Source organism: Pseudomonas sp. FG43 (assembly GCF_057809175.1).
Map to the genome: position 1 here is coordinate 25,623 of NZ_JBMDJL010000009.1, position 17,083 is coordinate 42,705.

The 17,083-nt window shown below is 56.2% G+C and carries 10 protein-coding genes and 2 pseudogenes; 6 read left to right on the plus strand and 6 right to left on the minus strand.

Going from position 1 to position 17,083, the window contains the following annotated elements:
- Window position 1 precedes the first annotated feature (1 nt).
- A pseudogene (locus ACODS3_RS12565) lies at window positions 2–1,216 on the minus strand (NAD(P)/FAD-dependent oxidoreductase); the annotation flags it as partial.
- Window positions 1,217–1,594: 378 nt separating this feature from the next.
- On the opposite strand from ACODS3_RS12565, the gene ACODS3_RS12570 reads away from it, so the two are divergent.
- Window positions 1,595–2,620: a quinone-dependent dihydroorotate dehydrogenase gene (locus tag ACODS3_RS12570; protein ID WP_201019052.1), complete on the plus strand. Its 1,026-nt coding sequence runs from the start codon at window positions 1,595–1,597 to the stop codon at window positions 2,618–2,620.
- Window positions 2,621–2,745: 125 nt separating this feature from the next.
- On the opposite strand, the gene rmf is transcribed toward ACODS3_RS12570, so the two are convergent.
- The gene (gene rmf / locus ACODS3_RS12575; protein WP_074569014.1) at window positions 2,746–2,961 is read right to left on the minus strand and encodes a ribosome modulation factor; all 216 of its coding nucleotides are present in this window, start codon (window positions 2,959–2,961) and stop codon (window positions 2,746–2,748) included.
- Window positions 2,962–3,510: 549 nt separating this feature from the next.
- On the opposite strand from rmf, the gene rlmKL reads away from it, so the two are divergent.
- Together rlmKL and ACODS3_RS12585 are read left to right on the plus strand one after the other, a co-directional pair.
- Window positions 3,511–5,775: a bifunctional 23S rRNA (guanine(2069)-N(7))-methyltransferase RlmK/23S rRNA (guanine(2445)-N(2))-methyltransferase RlmL gene (gene rlmKL / locus ACODS3_RS12580; protein ID WP_201019053.1), complete on the plus strand. Its 2,265-nt coding sequence runs from the start codon at window positions 3,511–3,513 to the stop codon at window positions 5,773–5,775.
- A 76-nt stretch (window positions 5,776–5,851) separates the two neighbouring features.
- The gene (locus tag ACODS3_RS12585; protein WP_489034533.1) at window positions 5,852–8,248 is read left to right on the plus strand and encodes a sensor domain-containing diguanylate cyclase; all 2,397 of its coding nucleotides are present in this window, start codon (window positions 5,852–5,854) and stop codon (window positions 8,246–8,248) included.
- 76 nt (window positions 8,249–8,324) lie between these two features.
- On the opposite strand, the gene dacB is transcribed toward ACODS3_RS12585, so the two are convergent.
- Together dacB and ACODS3_RS12595 are read right to left on the minus strand one after the other, a co-directional pair.
- Window positions 8,325–9,794 (minus strand): D-alanyl-D-alanine carboxypeptidase/D-alanyl-D-alanine endopeptidase, encoded by a 1,470-nt coding sequence (gene dacB, locus ACODS3_RS12590; RefSeq protein WP_201019055.1) that lies wholly within the window; start codon window positions 9,792–9,794, stop codon window positions 8,325–8,327.
- A gap of 250 nt (window positions 9,795–10,044) precedes the next feature.
- Window positions 10,045–11,013, minus strand: a complete 969-nt coding sequence (locus ACODS3_RS12595; protein WP_489034535.1) for a GlxA family transcriptional regulator — start codon at window positions 11,011–11,013, stop codon at window positions 10,045–10,047.
- Between the two features lie 184 nt (window positions 11,014–11,197).
- Between ACODS3_RS12595 and ACODS3_RS12600 the strand changes: the two genes are divergently transcribed.
- Window positions 11,198–11,791 (plus strand): TetR/AcrR family transcriptional regulator, encoded by a 594-nt coding sequence (locus ACODS3_RS12600; protein WP_201019057.1) that lies wholly within the window; start codon window positions 11,198–11,200, stop codon window positions 11,789–11,791.
- Window positions 11,792–11,961: 170 nt separating this feature from the next.
- Window positions 11,962–13,089, plus strand: coding sequence for an alkene reductase (locus ACODS3_RS12605; protein ID WP_489034537.1), 1,128 nt, complete (start codon window positions 11,962–11,964; stop codon window positions 13,087–13,089).
- A gap of 90 nt (window positions 13,090–13,179) precedes the next feature.
- Here the strand turns inward: ACODS3_RS12605 and ACODS3_RS12610 are convergent, their stop codons facing one another.
- Both ACODS3_RS12610 and ACODS3_RS12615 read right to left on the minus strand, forming a co-directional pair.
- Window positions 13,180–13,524 (minus strand): YggL family protein, encoded by a 345-nt coding sequence (locus tag ACODS3_RS12610; protein ID WP_201006879.1) that lies wholly within the window; start codon window positions 13,522–13,524, stop codon window positions 13,180–13,182.
- Window positions 13,525–13,619: 95 nt separating this feature from the next.
- A pseudogene (locus ACODS3_RS12615) lies at window positions 13,620–15,065 on the minus strand (ATP-binding protein); the annotation flags it as partial.
- A gap of 62 nt (window positions 15,066–15,127) precedes the next feature.
- Here ACODS3_RS12615 and ACODS3_RS12620 point away from each other — a divergent pair.
- Window positions 15,128–16,726, plus strand: coding sequence for a recombinase family protein (locus tag ACODS3_RS12620; RefSeq protein ID WP_122689681.1), 1,599 nt, complete (start codon window positions 15,128–15,130; stop codon window positions 16,724–16,726).
- Window positions 16,727–17,083 lie beyond the last annotated feature (357 nt).

Below are 17,083 nucleotides of genomic sequence, written 5' to 3' on the forward strand. Positions count from 1 at the left end.
CCTCGCCGGTAGTCTGTTCGCCAAACATCAGGTGATTGCGAATGGCATCGATCCCTCGGTTTTCCCGGATCTGCTGCAAGTACCAACTGCCGTCGGCGGTGTCGCCATACAGGCAGGCTCCGACCAGTACGTCATTCTTGATGACCAGTTTTTTGTATATGCCGCCTATAGGGTCCGAAAGAGTGATGCTTTCAGTGCCTTCCCCGCCCAGAAAGTCGCCGGCAGAAAACAGGTCGATACCGGTGACCTTCAATTTTGTTGACGTGACCGAGCCCGGATAGCGGGCGAAACCCAGTTGTGCGAGATGATTGGCGCAGACTCGGGCTTGCTCGAACAGCGGCGCGACCAGGCCATAGGCGATGCCGCGATGGCTGACGCATTCGCCGATGGCATAGACCCGTGGGTCGTAGGTTTGCAGGGTGTCGTTGACCAGAATGCCACGGTCACAGGGCAGGCCTGACTGCGCGGCCAGTTCCATATTGGGGCGAATGCCCGCGGCCATGACCACCAGATCGGCGTCAATTACAGCGCCGCTTTTGAATTGCACGGCTTGAACCTGACCCTGCTCATCGCCGAGAAAGGCTTCGGTCTGTTCATTGAGGCGGAATTTCAGGCCGCGCTGCTCCAGGGCCGCTTGCAGCATCTGGCCGCTGGTCCTGTCCAGTTGCCGCTCCAGCAGCGATTGGCCGTTGTGGATCACTGTCACATCCATGCCCCGCAACTTGAGGCCGTTGGCTGCTTCCAGCCCCAGCAGGCCGCCACCGATGACCACGGCGCGGCGGTGGGTGGTTGCAGTATCGATCATCAGTTGCGTGTCAGCGATGTCGCGATAGCCGATTACGCCCTTGAGCGTATTGCCGGGAACCGGCAGCACGAAAGGGCGTGAGCCGGTGGCGATCAGCAGGCGGTCATAGCGGGCCTGAGTGCCATCGTCTGCGATGACGATCCGTTTGGAGCGGTCGATCTTTACCACGCGGCGGTTGAGCAGCAACTGAATGTTGTGCTCTCTGTACCAGCCCAGGTCGTTGAGCACGATGTCTTCAAAGGTCTGCTCGCCAGCCAGCACCGGGGAGAGCAGGATCCGGTTGTAATTGGGGTGCGGTTCGGCGCCGAAGACGGTGATCTCGTAAAGCTCTTCGTTCAGCTTCAACAGTTCTTCAAGGGTGCGAACCCCGGCCATTCCGTTGCCGATCATCACCAGTTTGAGTTTCGCCATGTTGCCTCCGAGTGAACGACAGGGTCGTGCTCGATAAATTCTGCGCAAACAAAAAAGGCGTCCCGCCAGTTGCCTGACGAGGACGCCTTTGTCCGGTCCCGTTCTTTCGGGAAATGCAGCCCTCATCGTTGAAGGTTGCAGACTTGTGAATTACATGGAGCTGCTCATGCAGCGCTTGTGCCAAGTCGCAAACAACCTGTTTACCGGGCTTCTGGCGGTCGAACGCACCCGGTTTGTGCACTGCCGTGAAGCGTTGCGCACAGATGGAGGGCGCAACTGAGTGGTTTGCCCTGTAAATGCAAGCTTGCCTCGCACCCGGGCCGGCACATGTCTATAATCGGCGCCCTGAATTCAGCTTCCAACGAGCCTTGCCCGCCCATGTATAACCTGGCCCGCCAGTTACTCTTCAAACTTTCCCCGGAAACCTCCCACGACCTGTCGCTGGACTTGATCGGCGCCGGTGGCCGGCTGGGGCTCAATGGCCTGCTGAGCAAGGCGCCTGCGCAGTTGCCGGTCAAGGTCATGGGCCTGGATTTCCCGAACCCTGTAGGTCTGGCGGCCGGGCTGGACAAGAATGGTGCGGCTATCGACGGCTTTGCGCAGCTGGGTTTTGGTTTTGTCGAGATCGGCACCGTGACGCCACGTCCGCAGCCGGGCAACCCCAAGCCTCGCATTTTCCGTCTGCCCGAAGCCGAAGCGATCATCAACCGCATGGGCTTCAACAACCTGGGCGTGGATAACCTTGTCTCCCGGGTTCAGGCCGCGAAATACAAGGGCATTCTGGGCATCAACATCGGCAAGAACTTCGATACGCCTGTCGAGCGCGCTGTCGATGACTACCTGATCTGTCTGGACAAGGTCTACGCCCACGCCAGCTATGTCACCGTCAATGTCAGCTCACCCAATACTCCGGGCCTGCGCAGCCTGCAGTTTGGCGACTCCCTCAAGCAATTGCTTGAGGCGCTGAGCCTGCGTCAGCAGGAGCTGACGCAATTGCATGGCAAGCGTGTGCCGCTGGCGATCAAGATCGCGCCAGACATGACCGATGAAGAAACCGTGCTGGTCGCCACGGCCCTGATCGAGTCCGGCATGGATGCGGTCATTGCCACCAACACCACGCTCAGCCGTGAAGGTGTCGAAGGCCTGTCCCATGCTGACGAAGCGGGCGGGCTGTCCGGTGCTCCCGTTCGGGAAAAGAGCACGCATACCGTCAAGGTGCTGGCTGCCGAACTGGCAGGACGCATGCCGATCATTGCTGCCGGTGGCATCACCGAAGGCCGGCACGCAGCCGAGAAGATCGCTGCCGGTGCGAGTCTGGTGCAGGTGTATTCCGGGTTCATCTACAAGGGGCCGGCGCTTATCCGTCAGTCGGTGGATGCTATTGCGGCCATGCCTCGCGGCTGATTTGCGGCGAAAAAAAGGGGCTCCTCGAAGGAGCCCCTGGGCCGTAGCCCGCCGCCCGGATGGGGCGTGCATGGTATTGGGTGTAAAAGTCAGTAGAAAATTTGATGGACTGGTCGGAGACTACCTTATCCGACCGCGTGAAGTTCGTTGAGTCTGTGGATTCCCGCAGTGCCGGTCATACCGTCCCAGTTGTCGCCACGTCCTTCTCGCCAACCATTGATCCATGCCTGGCGTACTGACGGTAGAGTAAAAGGGCAAAGCTCACGGGATTTACCAGTAACGCCGTATTGATATCCGCGCAAAAATGCTCTTTCCAACGGATCACGCTTGAGTCTTCTCATAGGGTATTGCCCTCGTCTGTTGACTGTTATATCCCTGAAGACCTCATGTCGAGGTCGGGCAGAATTATCTGCCGTTGGTGCCCGCTGCCGGCGTCGCGGGCCTTAGTGTCATTACCGTTGCGGTGATGACCTGAGATGAGTTCTAACCAAAGCTTGAGACGGTGTGAATGATCGTTTTGTCATAAGCACGTCACATTTAGGTCTGTAGAGCGATAAGAGGGAGGGTGTTTCAAATTTGATTCTCCTCGTAACCCTACTGACCCGCGGGTTTCAGGCGGAAGTGAGACGGGCTTGCAAATGCGAGTGATGGCGTAATGCAAACAGGGTCTATTCGACGAAGGGTCACTATGTGACTTTTTATTACCTACGTCATAGGTTCCAATATTCACTTTTTTACTGATACAAGACTGCCGTAATGACATGACAGGTTCATACGGTGGATCGGCACAAATTGTGTGCCACGCAGGCGCTCTCCATGAAAGACGCCTGTTTTAAATCTGGTCGGGCAATGCGTTGCCCGCCGCTGACGGCTCAGGCCCTGGAATACTCATGTCGGATCGCTACGAACTTTTCCTCACTTGCCCCAAAGGCCTGGAAGGCCTGCTTGCTGAGGAAGCCACTGCGCTTGGTCTTCAGGAAACACGCGAACACACATCAGCCATTCGCGGCACGGCCGACATGGAAACCGCCTATCGGCTTTGCCTGTGGTCACGCCTGGCGAACCGGGTGCTGCTGGTGCTCAAGCGTTTTCCGATGAAAAACGCCGACGATCTTTACGAAGGTGTACTGCATGTGGACTGGCAGGACCACCTGGAAGCCGATGGCACGGTGGCGGTCGAGTTCAGTGGCCATGGTTCGGGTATCGACAACACCCATTTCGGTGCGTTGAAGGTCAAGGACGCGATTGTCGACAAGCTGCGTACCTCCGATGGCCTGCGTCCTTCGGTGGACAAGATCAACCCTGACCTGCGCGTGCATCTGCGCCTGGACCGTGGTGAAGCTATCCTGTCTCTGGACCTTTCCGGTCACAGCCTGCACCAGCGCGGCTATCGCTTGCAGCAGGGCGCGGCGCCGCTCAAGGAAAACCTGGCGGCGGCAATCCTGATCCGCTCCGGTTGGCCGCGTATCGCCGCCGAGGGTGGCGCTCTGGCTGACCCGATGTGCGGTGTCGGTACTTTCCTGGTGGAAGCCGGCATGATTGCCGCGGATATTGCGCCCAACCTCAAGCGCGAGCGTTGGGGCTTTTCGGCCTGGCTCGGCCACGTCCCGGCCTTGTGGCGCAAGTTGCATGATGAAGCTCTGGAGCGTGCAGCCGCAGGGCTTGCCAGGCCACCGCTGTGGATTCGTGGCTATGAGGCCGATCCGCGTCTTATCCAGCCGGGTCGCAACAACATCGAGCGTGCAGGCCTGAGCGACTGGATCAAGGTCTATCAGGGCGAAGTGGCGACTTTCGAGCCGCGCCCGGATCAGAACCAGAAAGGTCTGGTGATCTGTAACCCTCCCTATGGCGAGCGCCTGGGTGACGAAGCGAGCCTGCTGTATCTCTACCAGAATCTGGGCGAGCGTCTGCGTCAGGCTTGTCTCAACTGGGAAGCTGCTGTGTTCACCGGCGCGCCGGATCTGGGCAAGCGCATGGGGATTCGCAGCCACAAGCAGTACTCCTTCTGGAACGGCGCCTTGCCCTGCAAGCTGTTGCTCATCAAGGTCCTGCCGGACCAGTTCGTCACCGGCGAGCGCCGTACCCCCGAGCAGCGCCAGATCGAGCGCGAGACGCAGGTTGAAGAGCCGGTCAGCACGAACCACGAGAAGAAGCTCAACAAGAATGGCAATCCGATCAAGCCGGCTCCGGTTGTGGTCGAACAGGCTCGTTTGAGCGAAGGCGGGCAGATGTTCGCCAATCGTCTGCAAAAGAACCTCAAGCAGATGAGCAAGTGGGTTCGCCGCGAGGGCATCGACTGCTATCGCGTGTACGACGCCGATATGCCGGAGTATTCCCTGGCCATCGATCTGTACCATGACTGGGTTCACGTTCAGGAATATGCTGCGCCTAAATCCGTCGATCCAGAGAAAGCCTCGGCACGTCTGTTCGACGCGCTGGCGGCTATCCCTCAGGCCTTGAACATCGACAAGAGCCGTGTGGTGATCAAGCGTCGCGAGCGTCAGAGCGGCACGAAACAATATGAGCGTCAAAGTGCTCAAGGGCAGTTCCAGGAAGTCAACGAAGGCGGGGTCAAGCTGCTGGTGAACCTGACCGATTATCTGGATACCGGTCTGTTTCTCGATCACCGCCCGATGCGTATGCGCATTCAGCGTGAGGCGGCAGGCAAGCGCTTCCTCAACCTGTTTTCCTATACCGCCACTGCCAGCGTTCACGCGGCCAAGGGCGGGGCGCGCAGCACTACCAGTGTCGACCTTTCCCGGACTTATCTGGACTGGGCGCGGCGCAATCTGTCGCTCAACGGCTTCTCCGACAAGAACCGTCTGGAGCAGGGCGATGTCATGGCCTGGTTGCAGGCATGCCGTGAGGAGTACGACCTGATCTTTATCGATCCGCCGACGTTCTCGAACTCCAAGCGCATGGAAGGGATCTTCGATGTACAGCGTGATCAGGTCGAGTTGATAGATCTGGCCATGGCGCGTCTGGCTCCTGGTGGCGTGTTGTACTTCTCGAACAACTTCCGCAAGTTTGTGCTGGACGAGAACCTTGGCCAACGCTACGCCGTCGAGGAAATCACCGCCCAGACCATTGATCAGGATTTTGCTCGCAACAGCAAGATCCATCGCGCCTGGAAGATCATGACGCGCGTGAACTGATTCTCGTTATTCGGGCTAGGCAAATTACTGGCGAATAGCTATAAGAGAACCACGGCCAGCGTCGCGGGTTCTCTATATGGCGTCGAAACAGTTCCGGCCCAGAATTCTGGGATTCATCAGTGAACAGGCCTCTGCATGGTTGGTTGCGGCGCTGGCTTTTGCCGCCGGAGCTGCACTGACCGTCATGCTGGCGTTAGCCAATTTTGAACTGTATCAGCGTCAGTTGCGTCAACGCTTTGATCTTCTGGCCGGCGAGCGTTTCAGCCGCATTCAGGAGCGGCTGGATGGGCAGGTCAAAAGGCTTGATACCCTGCGCCGCTTCTTTCTCTATTCCGAAGAGATCACTCGTGCAGAGTACGAGGGTTTTGTCGGGCCTATGCTGGTCGGTACCCAGGCCTATACATGGACGCCCCGCGTTACCCGTGACCAGCGTGAAGCTTTTGAAGAGAGCGTTCGTCAGGCGGGCGTAAAGGATTTCTCCATACGAGAACTCGATCAGAACGGCACATTGAAAGCAGCAGCCGTGCGCGACGAGTACTTTCCGGTCGTGTTTATCCAGACGCTCAGCAAGAAGCCTCCGCCCCTGGGCTTTGATGTGTATTCCGAACGGATCCGGCATCTCGCCGTCGAGCGTTCTCGCACGCTGGGCAGAATCGTAGCGACGCCGCGTATCGATCTGGTCAGTCTGAGCAAGTCCGATACCCGTGGCATTCTGCTGATGGCGCCGGTGTTCTCGCCTGTCGCGGCCCTCGATTCGCCGACGCCTGTCTTGCGCGGCTTTGTGATGGCGATAATCAGCCTCGACCAAATGATGAACGAGGGATTGCCGAGTCAGGACAACCTGGCAATGAGCATGCTCGATTTGAGTTCGCCCGATGACTCCGAGGTTTTATATCGCTCTGCCACTGTGGCGGCCGAGAGTGACCTGCATGTCAGTACCTTGCTGAACATGGGGGATCGCGACTATTTGCTCGAAGTCCGTCCTACCGAAGCCTTTCTGCTGAGCAATCAGTCGATGGCCGGCAGTGTGGCATTGCTCGGCGGGCTCTTGAGCCTGATGCTCAGTGCTTTGCTTTACAGCCTGGTCAGCCAGCGCCAGCGTGCCTTGTACATGGTTGAGCAGCGCACCCGCGAGTTGCGTCAGCGCGAACAGCAATTGCGGGTTACCCACGGGCAATTGCGCAATGTGCTCAACTCTGCGACTGAAGTGGCGATCATTGCTACCGATCTCAATGGTGTGATCACGACCTTCAATGTCGGCGCGCAGAAAATGCTGGGTTACTCGGACGATGAGGTGCTTGGCAAGTTCATGCTCAAGGACATGCATCGGCTGTCGGAGCTTGAGGCTCATGCCAAGGAGTTGAGTGAAGCCCAGGGGCGTCCGATCACGGCGGCGCAGGCCATGTTCGTCGATGCCAGTGAAGAGGGCAGCCATACATCCCGGGAATGGACCTTTCTGCGTCGCGATGGCAGCACGCTGATGGTCAATATGCTGATTACGGCGGTGCGTGACGATCAGGATCAGTGGATCGGTTATCTGGCGGTATGCATTGATATCACCGAGCACAAGCGTGTTTATGAGGCGCTTGAGGCGCGTGATCAGTTGCTGAAAAAGCTCAGCTCTCAAGTGCCGGGCGGTATCTACCAGTACCGGCAGGATGCCGATGGCCGTTCACGCTTTACCTACGCCAGTGTCGGCATGTGTGAGTTGTTTGAACTGAGCGAGGAGGAGTTGCTGGAGAATGCCGAGACTCTGCTTCGGCGTACTCATCCGGCCGACATCATGCGCCTTCGCGACTCCATCCGTATCAGTGCCGAGCTGTCCTTGCCCTGGAGCGAGGAGTACCGTATCGAGCTGCCGCACAAAGGACTGCGCTGGGTGCGAGGGGCCGCCACTCTGGAGCGCCTGCCCGATGGTGGCGTGCTCTGGCATGGATTCATCTCGGATATATCCGATCTCAAGAGGGTCGAGCAGGAGCTGCGAGCGCTGTCGGTGACCGATGTACTGACCGGTGCCTATAACCGCCGTTACTTCCAGGAGAGGTTGCAGTCCGAGCTGGCGCGTATCGATCGGCACGGTGGTTATCTGTCGGTCATCATGCTGGACATCGACCACTTCAAGCGCATCAACGACAAATACGGGCATGCTGTCGGGGACTCGGTGCTTCAGGCCATTTCCCGAAAGATCAGCCAGCGGCTGCGCTGTGATGATGTGTTCTGTCGTATCGGAGGGGAGGAGTTCGTCGTGTTGTGCCCCGGAACCCAAGGGCCTCAGGCCTATCAACTGGCCCTTGGTCTGCGCGAGGCCTTGCGCAACCAGCCGCTGGATACGGTCGGGCAGGTCACTGCCAGTTTCGGCATCGCCAGCTGGCGGCCGGGAGAGGGCGTTGATGCATTGCTGCTGCGGGCCGACTCAGGCGTCTATGCCGCCAAGATGGCGGGCAGGGACAGGGTCGAACCGGAGCTCGACTGATACGAATTCATTCGCGAAGGGGCCGCCTTCCATGACGTCTCGCGAATGAATTCGTTCCTACCGGTTGCGCGGCCGCTCAGGGTTGCAGAATGGAGACCGTGCTGTTGGTCAGTTTCGGTTGGCGATAAAGATCGACCAGTACTTCGTCCAGAATCGATGACGCGCCAAACGGACGTGGATCATTGAGGATGGCCACGACCGCCCAGGTATTGCCATTGCTGTCACGACTGAAACCTGCAATTGCCCTGACGGTGTTCAGCGTACCGGTCTTGATATGAGCCTCGCCCAGCAGTGGGGTGCGCTTCAGACGCTTGCGCATGGTGCCGTCCATACCGACCAGAGGCATGGAGCTCATGAATTCGGCGGCATAGGGGCTGCGCCATGCCGCTTGCAGGATGATTGCCATTTCCCGTGCGCTGACACGTTCTGCGCGTGACAGGCCTGAACCGTTTTCCATGACCAGATGCGGTGCAGTGATGCCTTTCTTCGCCAGCCACTGGCGGATTACCCGCTGTGCTGCCCGTGCATCATCGCCGTCGGCGTCATTGCGAAACTCCTGTCCCAGACTGAGGAACAGTTGTTGAGCCATGGTGTTGTTGCTGTATTTGTTGATGTCGCGGATCACTTCAACCAGGTCTGGCGAGAAGGCCTTTGCCAGCAGCTTTGCGCTGCCGGGCACGACGTCGACACGATCCCTGCCCAGAATGCTGCCGCCCAGTTCCTGCCAGATGGCCCGCACTGCGCCAGCGGCGTAGGTCGGGTGGTCCAGCAGCGAAAGGTAGGTCTGGGAGTTGCAGCCATTGCCCAGCTGGCCACTGACCGTCACGTTGACGCTGCCATCAGGCTGCGGAACCGGGTTGTAGCGTACATCGCCCGTGCATTGTTTGGACGGCAGCGCCTTGACCTGATTGTCGATACGGATGGTCGCAATGGGCGGCTCGACCGAAACCCGGATCTTGCCGTCATCGTTGCGGGTGACGAAGCGCAAGGCTTTCAGGTTGACCATCAGCGAGTCGGGCTTGACCAGGAACGGCTTGTTGTCGTCATTGCCGTCATCATTGAACTCGGGCAACTGGGGCTGCACGAAATGGCTGCGGTCCAGCACCAGATCGCCCGTCACCTGCTGTACGCCGTTGGCGCGCAGGTCGCGCATCAGCAACCAGAGCTTTTCCATATTGAGCTTGGGATCGCCGCCGCCCTTCAGGTACAGGTTGCCTTGCAGAACGCCATTGCTCAGGGTGCCATCGGTAAAGAATTCGGTTTTCCACTGGTGAGTCGGGCCGAGGATTTCCAGCGCGGCGTAAGTGGTGATCAGCTTCATGGTCGATGCCGGGTTCACGGACACGTCGGCATTGAAGACTGTCGGGGTGCCAGGGCCGGTGAGGGGCAGCATGACCACTGACAGCGCGTTGTCATTCAGCTTGCTGGCCTTGAGGGCTTGCTGGACCTTGGCGGGAAGAGTGGTGTTGATGACGGCAGCATGAACAGGAAGTGCCAGTGGCAGGAGAAATGAGGCAAGAAGCAATGGACGCAAAGATTTGATCATCAAAAAAACCCTACAGCAAAGAAGGGGAACAAAAAGAGGGCATGGATGAATTCCCTCGGTAACAATAATAGACGCCTGAGGCCCAAGGGTAATAACACAAGGCCAGCGCTGTAACAGAACGGCATTATGCCCCAAGCCGGACCTGCGTGGGCTGTAGCATGGTGTTGTAACAGGATTTTTTTGTATGGGAGAACATCTGGTCGACTGCGCTTCGGGCCGCCGGTGTCGGGTGCTTCTCGCAGCCGTTAGATTATTGGAGGTTTGCGCAATTCCTGAATCTGGAGTCGGCATCGCAGAGGAGTTTCTGCATCATCTGGGGGGACTGTCCAAACGCGCGCAAGAAAGCCTGGCGCATCCGCTCCCGATCCCCGAATCCGGCTTCGCGAGCTACCACTTCGACCGGATGGCGACTGGTTTCCATCATGATCCGTGCCGACTCAACCCGCAGTCGCTCCACTGCTTTAGCGGGTGTTTCCCCTGTTTCTTCGCGAAACACACGGCTGAACTGCCGGGGGCTGAGCCTTGCGACCTCAGCGAGCGCTTCCACTGAAAGGTCGCTGCGCAAGTTTTCCCGGGCATAGGCCAGCACCAACTGCACTCTGTCGGACTTGGGGTCCAGTTCAAGGAGTGTCGACAATTGAGATTGTTCGCTGCTGCGTCGCTGAGGAATGACCAGTTTACGAGCGACTTGCCGCGCAAGGTCACTGCCAAAGTCGTTTTCGACCATGGCAAGGGCCAGGTCAATGCCAGCGCTCATGCCAGCCCCTGTCCAGGCTTGGCCATCCACGACGAACAGACGATCCTCTTCGAGCTGGATATCGGGGAATCGTTTCTTGAATGCAGGTACATGCATCCAGTGTGTCGTCGCGCGTTTTCCCTCAAGCAAGCCTGCTTCTGCGAGCACAAAAATGCCTGTGCAAAGTGATGCGACCCGACGCGATTGTGAGGAGACGCTCCGTACGCAATCCAGCAGTGACGAGGAGGGGACGCCCACTTCAAGGAACCCGCTCACTATGACGGTGTGGTAACCGGCCGGATCAAATGCGGCGGTGTTCACCGAGAAGCCCTGGGATGACATGACTGCGCCCCCAGTCTCCGAAATCACTTGAAAGTCATAGACGGCTTCACCACGAAGCAGATTGGCGCACTCGAATACTGACCCCAGAGACAGGCTCAGCGCTTGGAATTTGGGGTATACCACCAGCGCAACGGTATGCATCAGGCCTCTTCCAAAGTGTTTTTCAGCGGGGATTGTCGTTAGAAGCCCGCCCGTTGGCAACGATCTTTCCTGGTGCGGGAGTCGTGTCCGAAATCCTTGCAGATATGACATTGTTCGTACCGCTTCGGTCTCGTAGCATTCTCTTCAACGGCCTAGACGACTGGTCTAATTCAGGTTTGGAGCTATGAAGACGACTGGATGCAACACTACAAGACAGCGGATTCTGGATTCGGCGCTGACCATCGTGGGGCACAAAGGCTTTTCGGCTGTCGGCCTTAACGAAGTGCTCAACGCTGCCCATGTCCCAAAGGGCTCGTTCTATCACTACTTTGACTCCAAGGACGTTTTCGGAAAGGCCTTGCTGGAGCGCTATTTCGAGCTGTACCACAGCGATATGGACGCCATTTTCCGGGACCCTGGCCTGTCGGGAAGAGAGCGGTTATTGAGGTACTGGGAGTATTGGGCAGCAAACCAGACCGGCACCACCGATTGCAGGAAATGCCTGGCCGTAAAGCTTGGCGCTGAGGTCGCGGACTTGTCCGAGTTGATGAGGCTGGAGCTTGAGCGCGGCACGTCAGTGACCATTGCACGGCTGACCCTTGCGATTGAAGAGGCTGTCGAGGACCGTTCTGTCTCTATCCGGGAGCCTGCTGCAAGCGTTGCCTACAGACTGTACGAGTTGTGGCTCGGAGCCAGTGTCATGGTCAAGATCACCCGAACGGCAATGCCTTTCGATCAGGCGATGCTTGAAACCCGACGTGTATTTGCAGAGGGATGACGCATCCCGCCCCATGACCATGGCGAGTGAGTACCTGTTTTTCGTTCGGCGCCGACACTCGTAGTCAAGGCAACCTCTATCGACACTCAATCATTTGTTTTCGGACAACAGCCCGGAGCATGGGCTCGTTCGTCCTTGAAAAATCATCAGCATCCACAGGAGCGTATATCGTGAATCACCCGCAGCTTTTTTCCCCTGTCAGATTGGGTAGCCACTCTCTCAGGAACCGTATTGTCCTGCCTCCGTTGACCCGCCAGCGCAGTGCTCAGCCTGGAGATGTTCCTACGGATTTGATGGCTCTCTATTATCGCCAGCGTGCCAGTGCAGGGTTCATGGTCAGTGAGGGCACCCAGATCGAGCCTCGTGGGCAAGGATATGCATGGACGCCGGGTATCTACAGCCAGGAGCAGGTCGATGGCTGGCGCAAGGTCACCGATGCGGTACATGCCGAAGGCGGTGTGATCTTCGCACAGCTATGGCATGTCGGTCGGGTTTCCCATGCGCAGTTGCAGCCGGGCGCAGAAGCTCCTGTTGCGCCCTCGGCCATCGCTGCCGAGAAGGTCAAGGCGTTCATCGAGACCGGGCCGGGTGCCGGTATTCTGGTTCCGCCTTCTACTCCGCGTGAACTGAGTCGTACGGAGATCCATGAACTGGTGGCCTTGTATGTACAGGCTGCACGCAATGCGATTTCTGCGGGTTTTGATGGCGTAGAGGTCCATTCTGCCAATGGCTATCTGGTCAATCAGTTCATCTCGGCGCACTCCAATCAGCGTGATGACGAGTACGGTGGTTCTCTCGACAATCGCCTGCGCTTTTTGCGAGAGATCGTACAGGCGGTGGCTGACGCTGTTGGCCCGCAGCGTCTGGGTGTCCGTTTCACGCCTCTGTTCACCAGCACCGATCAGGATCGTGTCTACATCGGTCTGGTCGAGGAGGACCCGCACGCGACCTACATCGAGGCTATCAAGGTTCTGGAAGACGCTGGAGTGGCTTATGTTTCCCTTGCCGAAGCCGACTGGGACAATGCTCCCGATCTGCCTGAGCAGTTTCGTCGCGATGTGCGTGACACGTTCAGTGGCCGGATCATGTATGCCGGGCGTTATACGCCGGAACGTGGAGTACGGCTCATCGAGGAAGGTCTGGCCGACCTGATCGCTTTCGGTCGCCCCTTTATCGCCAACCCGGATCTACCGGCCAGAATTGCAAATGGCTGGCCGCTTAACGAACTGGATACTGCCAACATGTATGGGGGCGCAGAGAAAGGGTTTACCAGCTACCCCACCTATGCCGCAGAGTAATCTTCGTCGTTTGTTGCGAGGGGCATACGAGGTGATGCTTCATTGAAAACAAATCGGGCCATCACAATGGATGGCCCGATATGCAGTCACTCAGTTAGCCGGATTGATCGGCTTTTCCGGGTACCAGGCGTCCAGCAGCGGGCTGACTTCAACCTTGACCACTTCGCTGCGGCCTTTGAGCCAGGCTTCTACTGCAGCGCGTTGCTCTTCGCTGACCGAACCACGATCAGCCAGGCAAACCAGACCGTAGTCATCGCCGCCAACGTAGTCCAGACCGTTCGCGTCCATGGCTTCTGTCAGGAAAGCGTCCAGGAAGGCATCAACTGCCTCGTCATCCAGATCCTCTTTGAATTCCAGATTGAGCTCGAAGCCCAATTCCTGGAACTCGTCTACACAGAGCTTTTTGCGCAGACGACGGGAGCGGTTAGTGGCCATGAAGCGATCCTCTTAGGTAATTTCGGGGCGCAGTCTATCAGTTAAGCGGTGACGGTGCCTGCTTCACTGTTGTTTCACTTTCTGTTCCTGCCTTGTTACTGCCCGTTGTTTCCTGCCTGTTGCTCGATCAATGCTTCTTCCAGTGCAAGCATCGCGGCGTCTACTTCCTGATGACAGGCTTTGAGGACGTCGGGGGGCGTGCCAGGCTTGCATGCCTCTTCCAGGGCTTCACAGCTTTCGATTACCCGCGCTGCGCCAATGATTCGTGCTGCGCCTTTGATGCGGTGAGCCATCTCGCCAATACTTTCGTGCCTGTTCCGGGCCATCAGGTCGTTGAGTGCCTGGCGGTCTTCCTGGCTGCTGCGCAGCAGTTGCGCGAGCAGGCGCTGGATCATTTCCGGTCGGCCTGCGGTCAGGTTGTCCAGGCTGTCCAGGTTGAGGGCAGGTATTGCAGGGGCCACGGACAGGTCCGAGCGGCTCGGGACCTTGGCCAGTAGCTCGCTGAGGGTTGTCAGGCCGATGGGCTTGAACAGGCAGTCGTCCATTCCCGCCTGCAGACAGCGCTGGATCTCCTCGGGCAATGCATTGGCCGTGAAGCCCCAGACAATGCACGGCAAAAGGTGTTCGGCCTGTTCATGAGCCCTGATTGCGCGGGTGAGGTCATAGCCATTCATGACGGGCATGTTGCAGTCTGCTACCACCAGATCGAACGGTTCGGCCAGCCAGCGCTCAAGCCCTTGTGCCCCGTCTTCAGCCACTTCGCAACGATGGCCGAGAAAGCCCAGTTGCTGGCAAAGCAGCAGCCTGTTGGCGGGATGGTCGTCGACGATCAGGATATTCAAGGGCGGGCGAGGCTGGAGCGAGACTGTTTCGGGCTTTGAGGGGGTGGCCAGCGGTTCAAGCGTGGTCAGTTCCAGTGTCATGTGTACCCGTGTCCCGTGACCCGGTTCGCTATGCAGGGTCAGTGTGCCGCCCATCATCTTGCAGAGGCTGCGACAGATGACCAGCCCCAGCCCGGCGCCGGTGCGGGCCATCCGTGCCTGATTGTCGGCCTGGCTGAAAGGCTCGAACAGGCGTTGCTGATCTTCGGCGCTGATGCCTATCCCGCTGTCTTGAACGGTGACGCTCAAGTGCAGTTGCTGCTCGCTGGAGCTGTTTTCGGCTTGCAGCGTGACGCTGACCTGACCCTGCTGGGTGAACTTGATCGCGTTGCTGATCAGGTTGGACAGAATCTGCTTGAAGCGCATGGGGTCGATCAGGACATCGGTGTTGGTCCGGCTGTCGAGCTCCAGCAGCAAAGCCAGTTTCTTTTGCCGGGCCAGACTGTCGAACACGCGGGTGACCGACTCCACCAGTTGGCGCAGGTTGGCCCGTTCGGGGCTGAGGGTCAGGCGTCCGGATTCGATGCGGGCGATATCGAGGATGTCGCCGATGAGTTCCAGCATGTCCGTGGCCGAGTTGTAGGCGACTTCGATGGCGGAGCGTTCCAGCACACCCTGGTCTGCACGCTTGAGGGCCAGCTCCAGCATGCCGATGACCGCAATGAAGCGCCTCATTCGTAGAAAAGCTACAATCCATCATCTACGGGGCTTTGAGCGTATCCATGACCATCATCAATCCACTCCCTCGGGCTTTCGCTGACGTATTTCAGGGCGACGAAAACATCAATGTGTACAGCTACATACGGTTTTCGTCCAAATCGCAAAAACTCGGTTTTGGCGAGATTCGACAGCTGGACCAACTTAACCGATTTTTTGACCAGTATCCGCAGGCTCGGCAGGTCGAACGTTATGAAGATTTGGGAGTTTCTGCATTTAAGGGTAAAAATCTAAAATCCGGGCAACTGGCAAAATTTGTCGAACGCATTAAATCAAGGGAAATACTCCCTAATGCCCTTTTATTGGTTGAGTCATTCGACCGCATTAGCCGGATGGGCGGATACGACGCATTAGAACTCATCATCTCAATCATCCAAGCTGACTGTGCCATTTATACACTATTCGATAATCGCCTTTACTCGAAACGAAAAAAGGATAGTAGTGTAGATATTAGTCTAATCCAAAATATTCTTGAAAGAGCCAATGACGAAAGTAGGGCGAAGTCTGAACGTATATCAGACGCAAAAGCTCGCAACCTAGAAAAAGGTCTAAATGGCGGGATAATTACAAAGCGCTGTCCGTTCTGGATTTCTTTTATTGGTGGAAAATTTGTTCTTAACGAAAATGCGGAGGCAGTAAAAAAAGCCACTGAACTGTGTTTCGATTTTGGTTTTCAGGTTGTTGCGCAGGAATTGAACAAACAGGGTTACCCGAAAAAATATAGTGCTAGTAGCATAGGAAAGTTTCTACACAGTCATGCATTATACGGCTCTTTTTTGGCGTTGAAACTCGATGAAAATGGTCAGCGTAGCATTGTTAACAAAGAGGTAAGAAATTACTATCCAGCACTTATAAGCGAAGCCGAGTTTCACCGTATCAGTGCAAAGTTGAAAGAAAGACTCGACCCTAAGCTTGCCGGTCGTAAAGCAGATGAGTTTAAGAATATTTTGCGAGGGATAGTGTTCTGCAAGTGCGGCTCGACTTTCCGCTATCACGCACAAAAAAGTCAGTATGTCGATTTAGTCTGCTCTGCGTCGATGATAGGGAAATGTGAGTTTGCAAAACAGGGCAAAGGAGTAAGGCACAGGTATGCACTTGTCGAGCAGTTATTTCTGATCTTCCATGCGCAAATACCATTCCATAAAATAATCATTAAGTCGGATGATGTTAAGGCTCTTGAAAGAGAGCACGAGAATGTTTCGGGTTTGATCATTCTCAAAGAAAAAGCCCTCGCCAACAATTTTGCGATACTTGAAAAGTCCTCGGAGAGTGCTCAGAAATATATCATGAGCAGAATTGACGAGGTTAGTTTTGAACTTGATAATCTCAAGTTAGACGAGCATCGACTAAAGGTTCAAATTAATTCTTTACACATAGCTAGCAAGTCAGAACTAAAGGTGATTGAGATTTACCGGCTATTGGTAACCGAGAAAGGTCGCGTCAGAATCAATAACTTTCTTCACTCTCAAAATGTGAAAATGATAATCACCCCAATCTTGAAAAAATATTTCTCGATTGAAATCATGCACGGCGAAAACTACATAGACACGATTGACGTAACCCCAACCGGTTACACTGCGCGCATAAATGCACATTTAAAATGACTAACCCAGAATGCATCCAATAAAGGAAGCATTATTAAAATAGCATAGCCCGATAAAATCCCGAATTAAAAATTCAGAATTTTATCGGACTTCAACTAAAGAAATGTTTGTTAAGTTCTGTTATCCTATTTAACTATGCTACAATTAATTTAAGCGTATCCATATGTGGTGTGATGAGTAACTCGCTACACTTTCCACCACACTTTTGCTTCGCAAAAGATGAGGTTTCAAGTTTCACTCGTGCTTGTCAGCATGACAGAAGCAAAATCAAAAGCGAAACAGAAGCAAAAAACATCACTCGAACCTGCAAAAAAATATCGCGAATGCTCATCATTTTTTTGTCAGGTCCAGTAAAAG

Excerpts from the sequence above, each read along its gene's own strand:
- ACODS3_RS12620 (WP_122689681.1), top strand. The coding sequence starts at position 15,128 with ATGACCATCATCAATCCACTCCCTCGGGCTTTCGCTGACGTATTTCAG.
- ACODS3_RS12585 (WP_489034533.1), top strand. The coding sequence starts at position 5,852 with ATGGCGTCGAAACAGTTCCGGCCCAGAATTCTGGGATTCATCAGTGAA.
- ACODS3_RS12570 (WP_201019052.1), top strand. The coding sequence starts at position 1,595 with ATGTATAACCTGGCCCGCCAGTTACTCTTCAAACTTTCCCCGGAAACC.
- ACODS3_RS12595 (WP_489034535.1), bottom strand. The coding sequence starts at position 11,013 with ATGCATACCGTTGCGCTGGTGGTATACCCCAAATTCCAAGCGCTGAGC.
- ACODS3_RS12600 (WP_201019057.1), top strand. The coding sequence starts at position 11,198 with ATGAAGACGACTGGATGCAACACTACAAGACAGCGGATTCTGGATTCG.
- dacB (WP_201019055.1), bottom strand. The coding sequence starts at position 9,794 with ATGATCAAATCTTTGCGTCCATTGCTTCTTGCCTCATTTCTCCTGCCA.
- rmf (WP_074569014.1), bottom strand. The coding sequence starts at position 2,961 with ATGAGAAGACTCAAGCGTGATCCGTTGGAAAGAGCATTTTTGCGCGGA.
- ACODS3_RS12610 (WP_201006879.1), bottom strand. The coding sequence starts at position 13,524 with ATGGCCACTAACCGCTCCCGTCGTCTGCGCAAAAAGCTCTGTGTAGAC.
- rlmKL (WP_201019053.1), top strand. The coding sequence starts at position 3,511 with ATGTCGGATCGCTACGAACTTTTCCTCACTTGCCCCAAAGGCCTGGAA.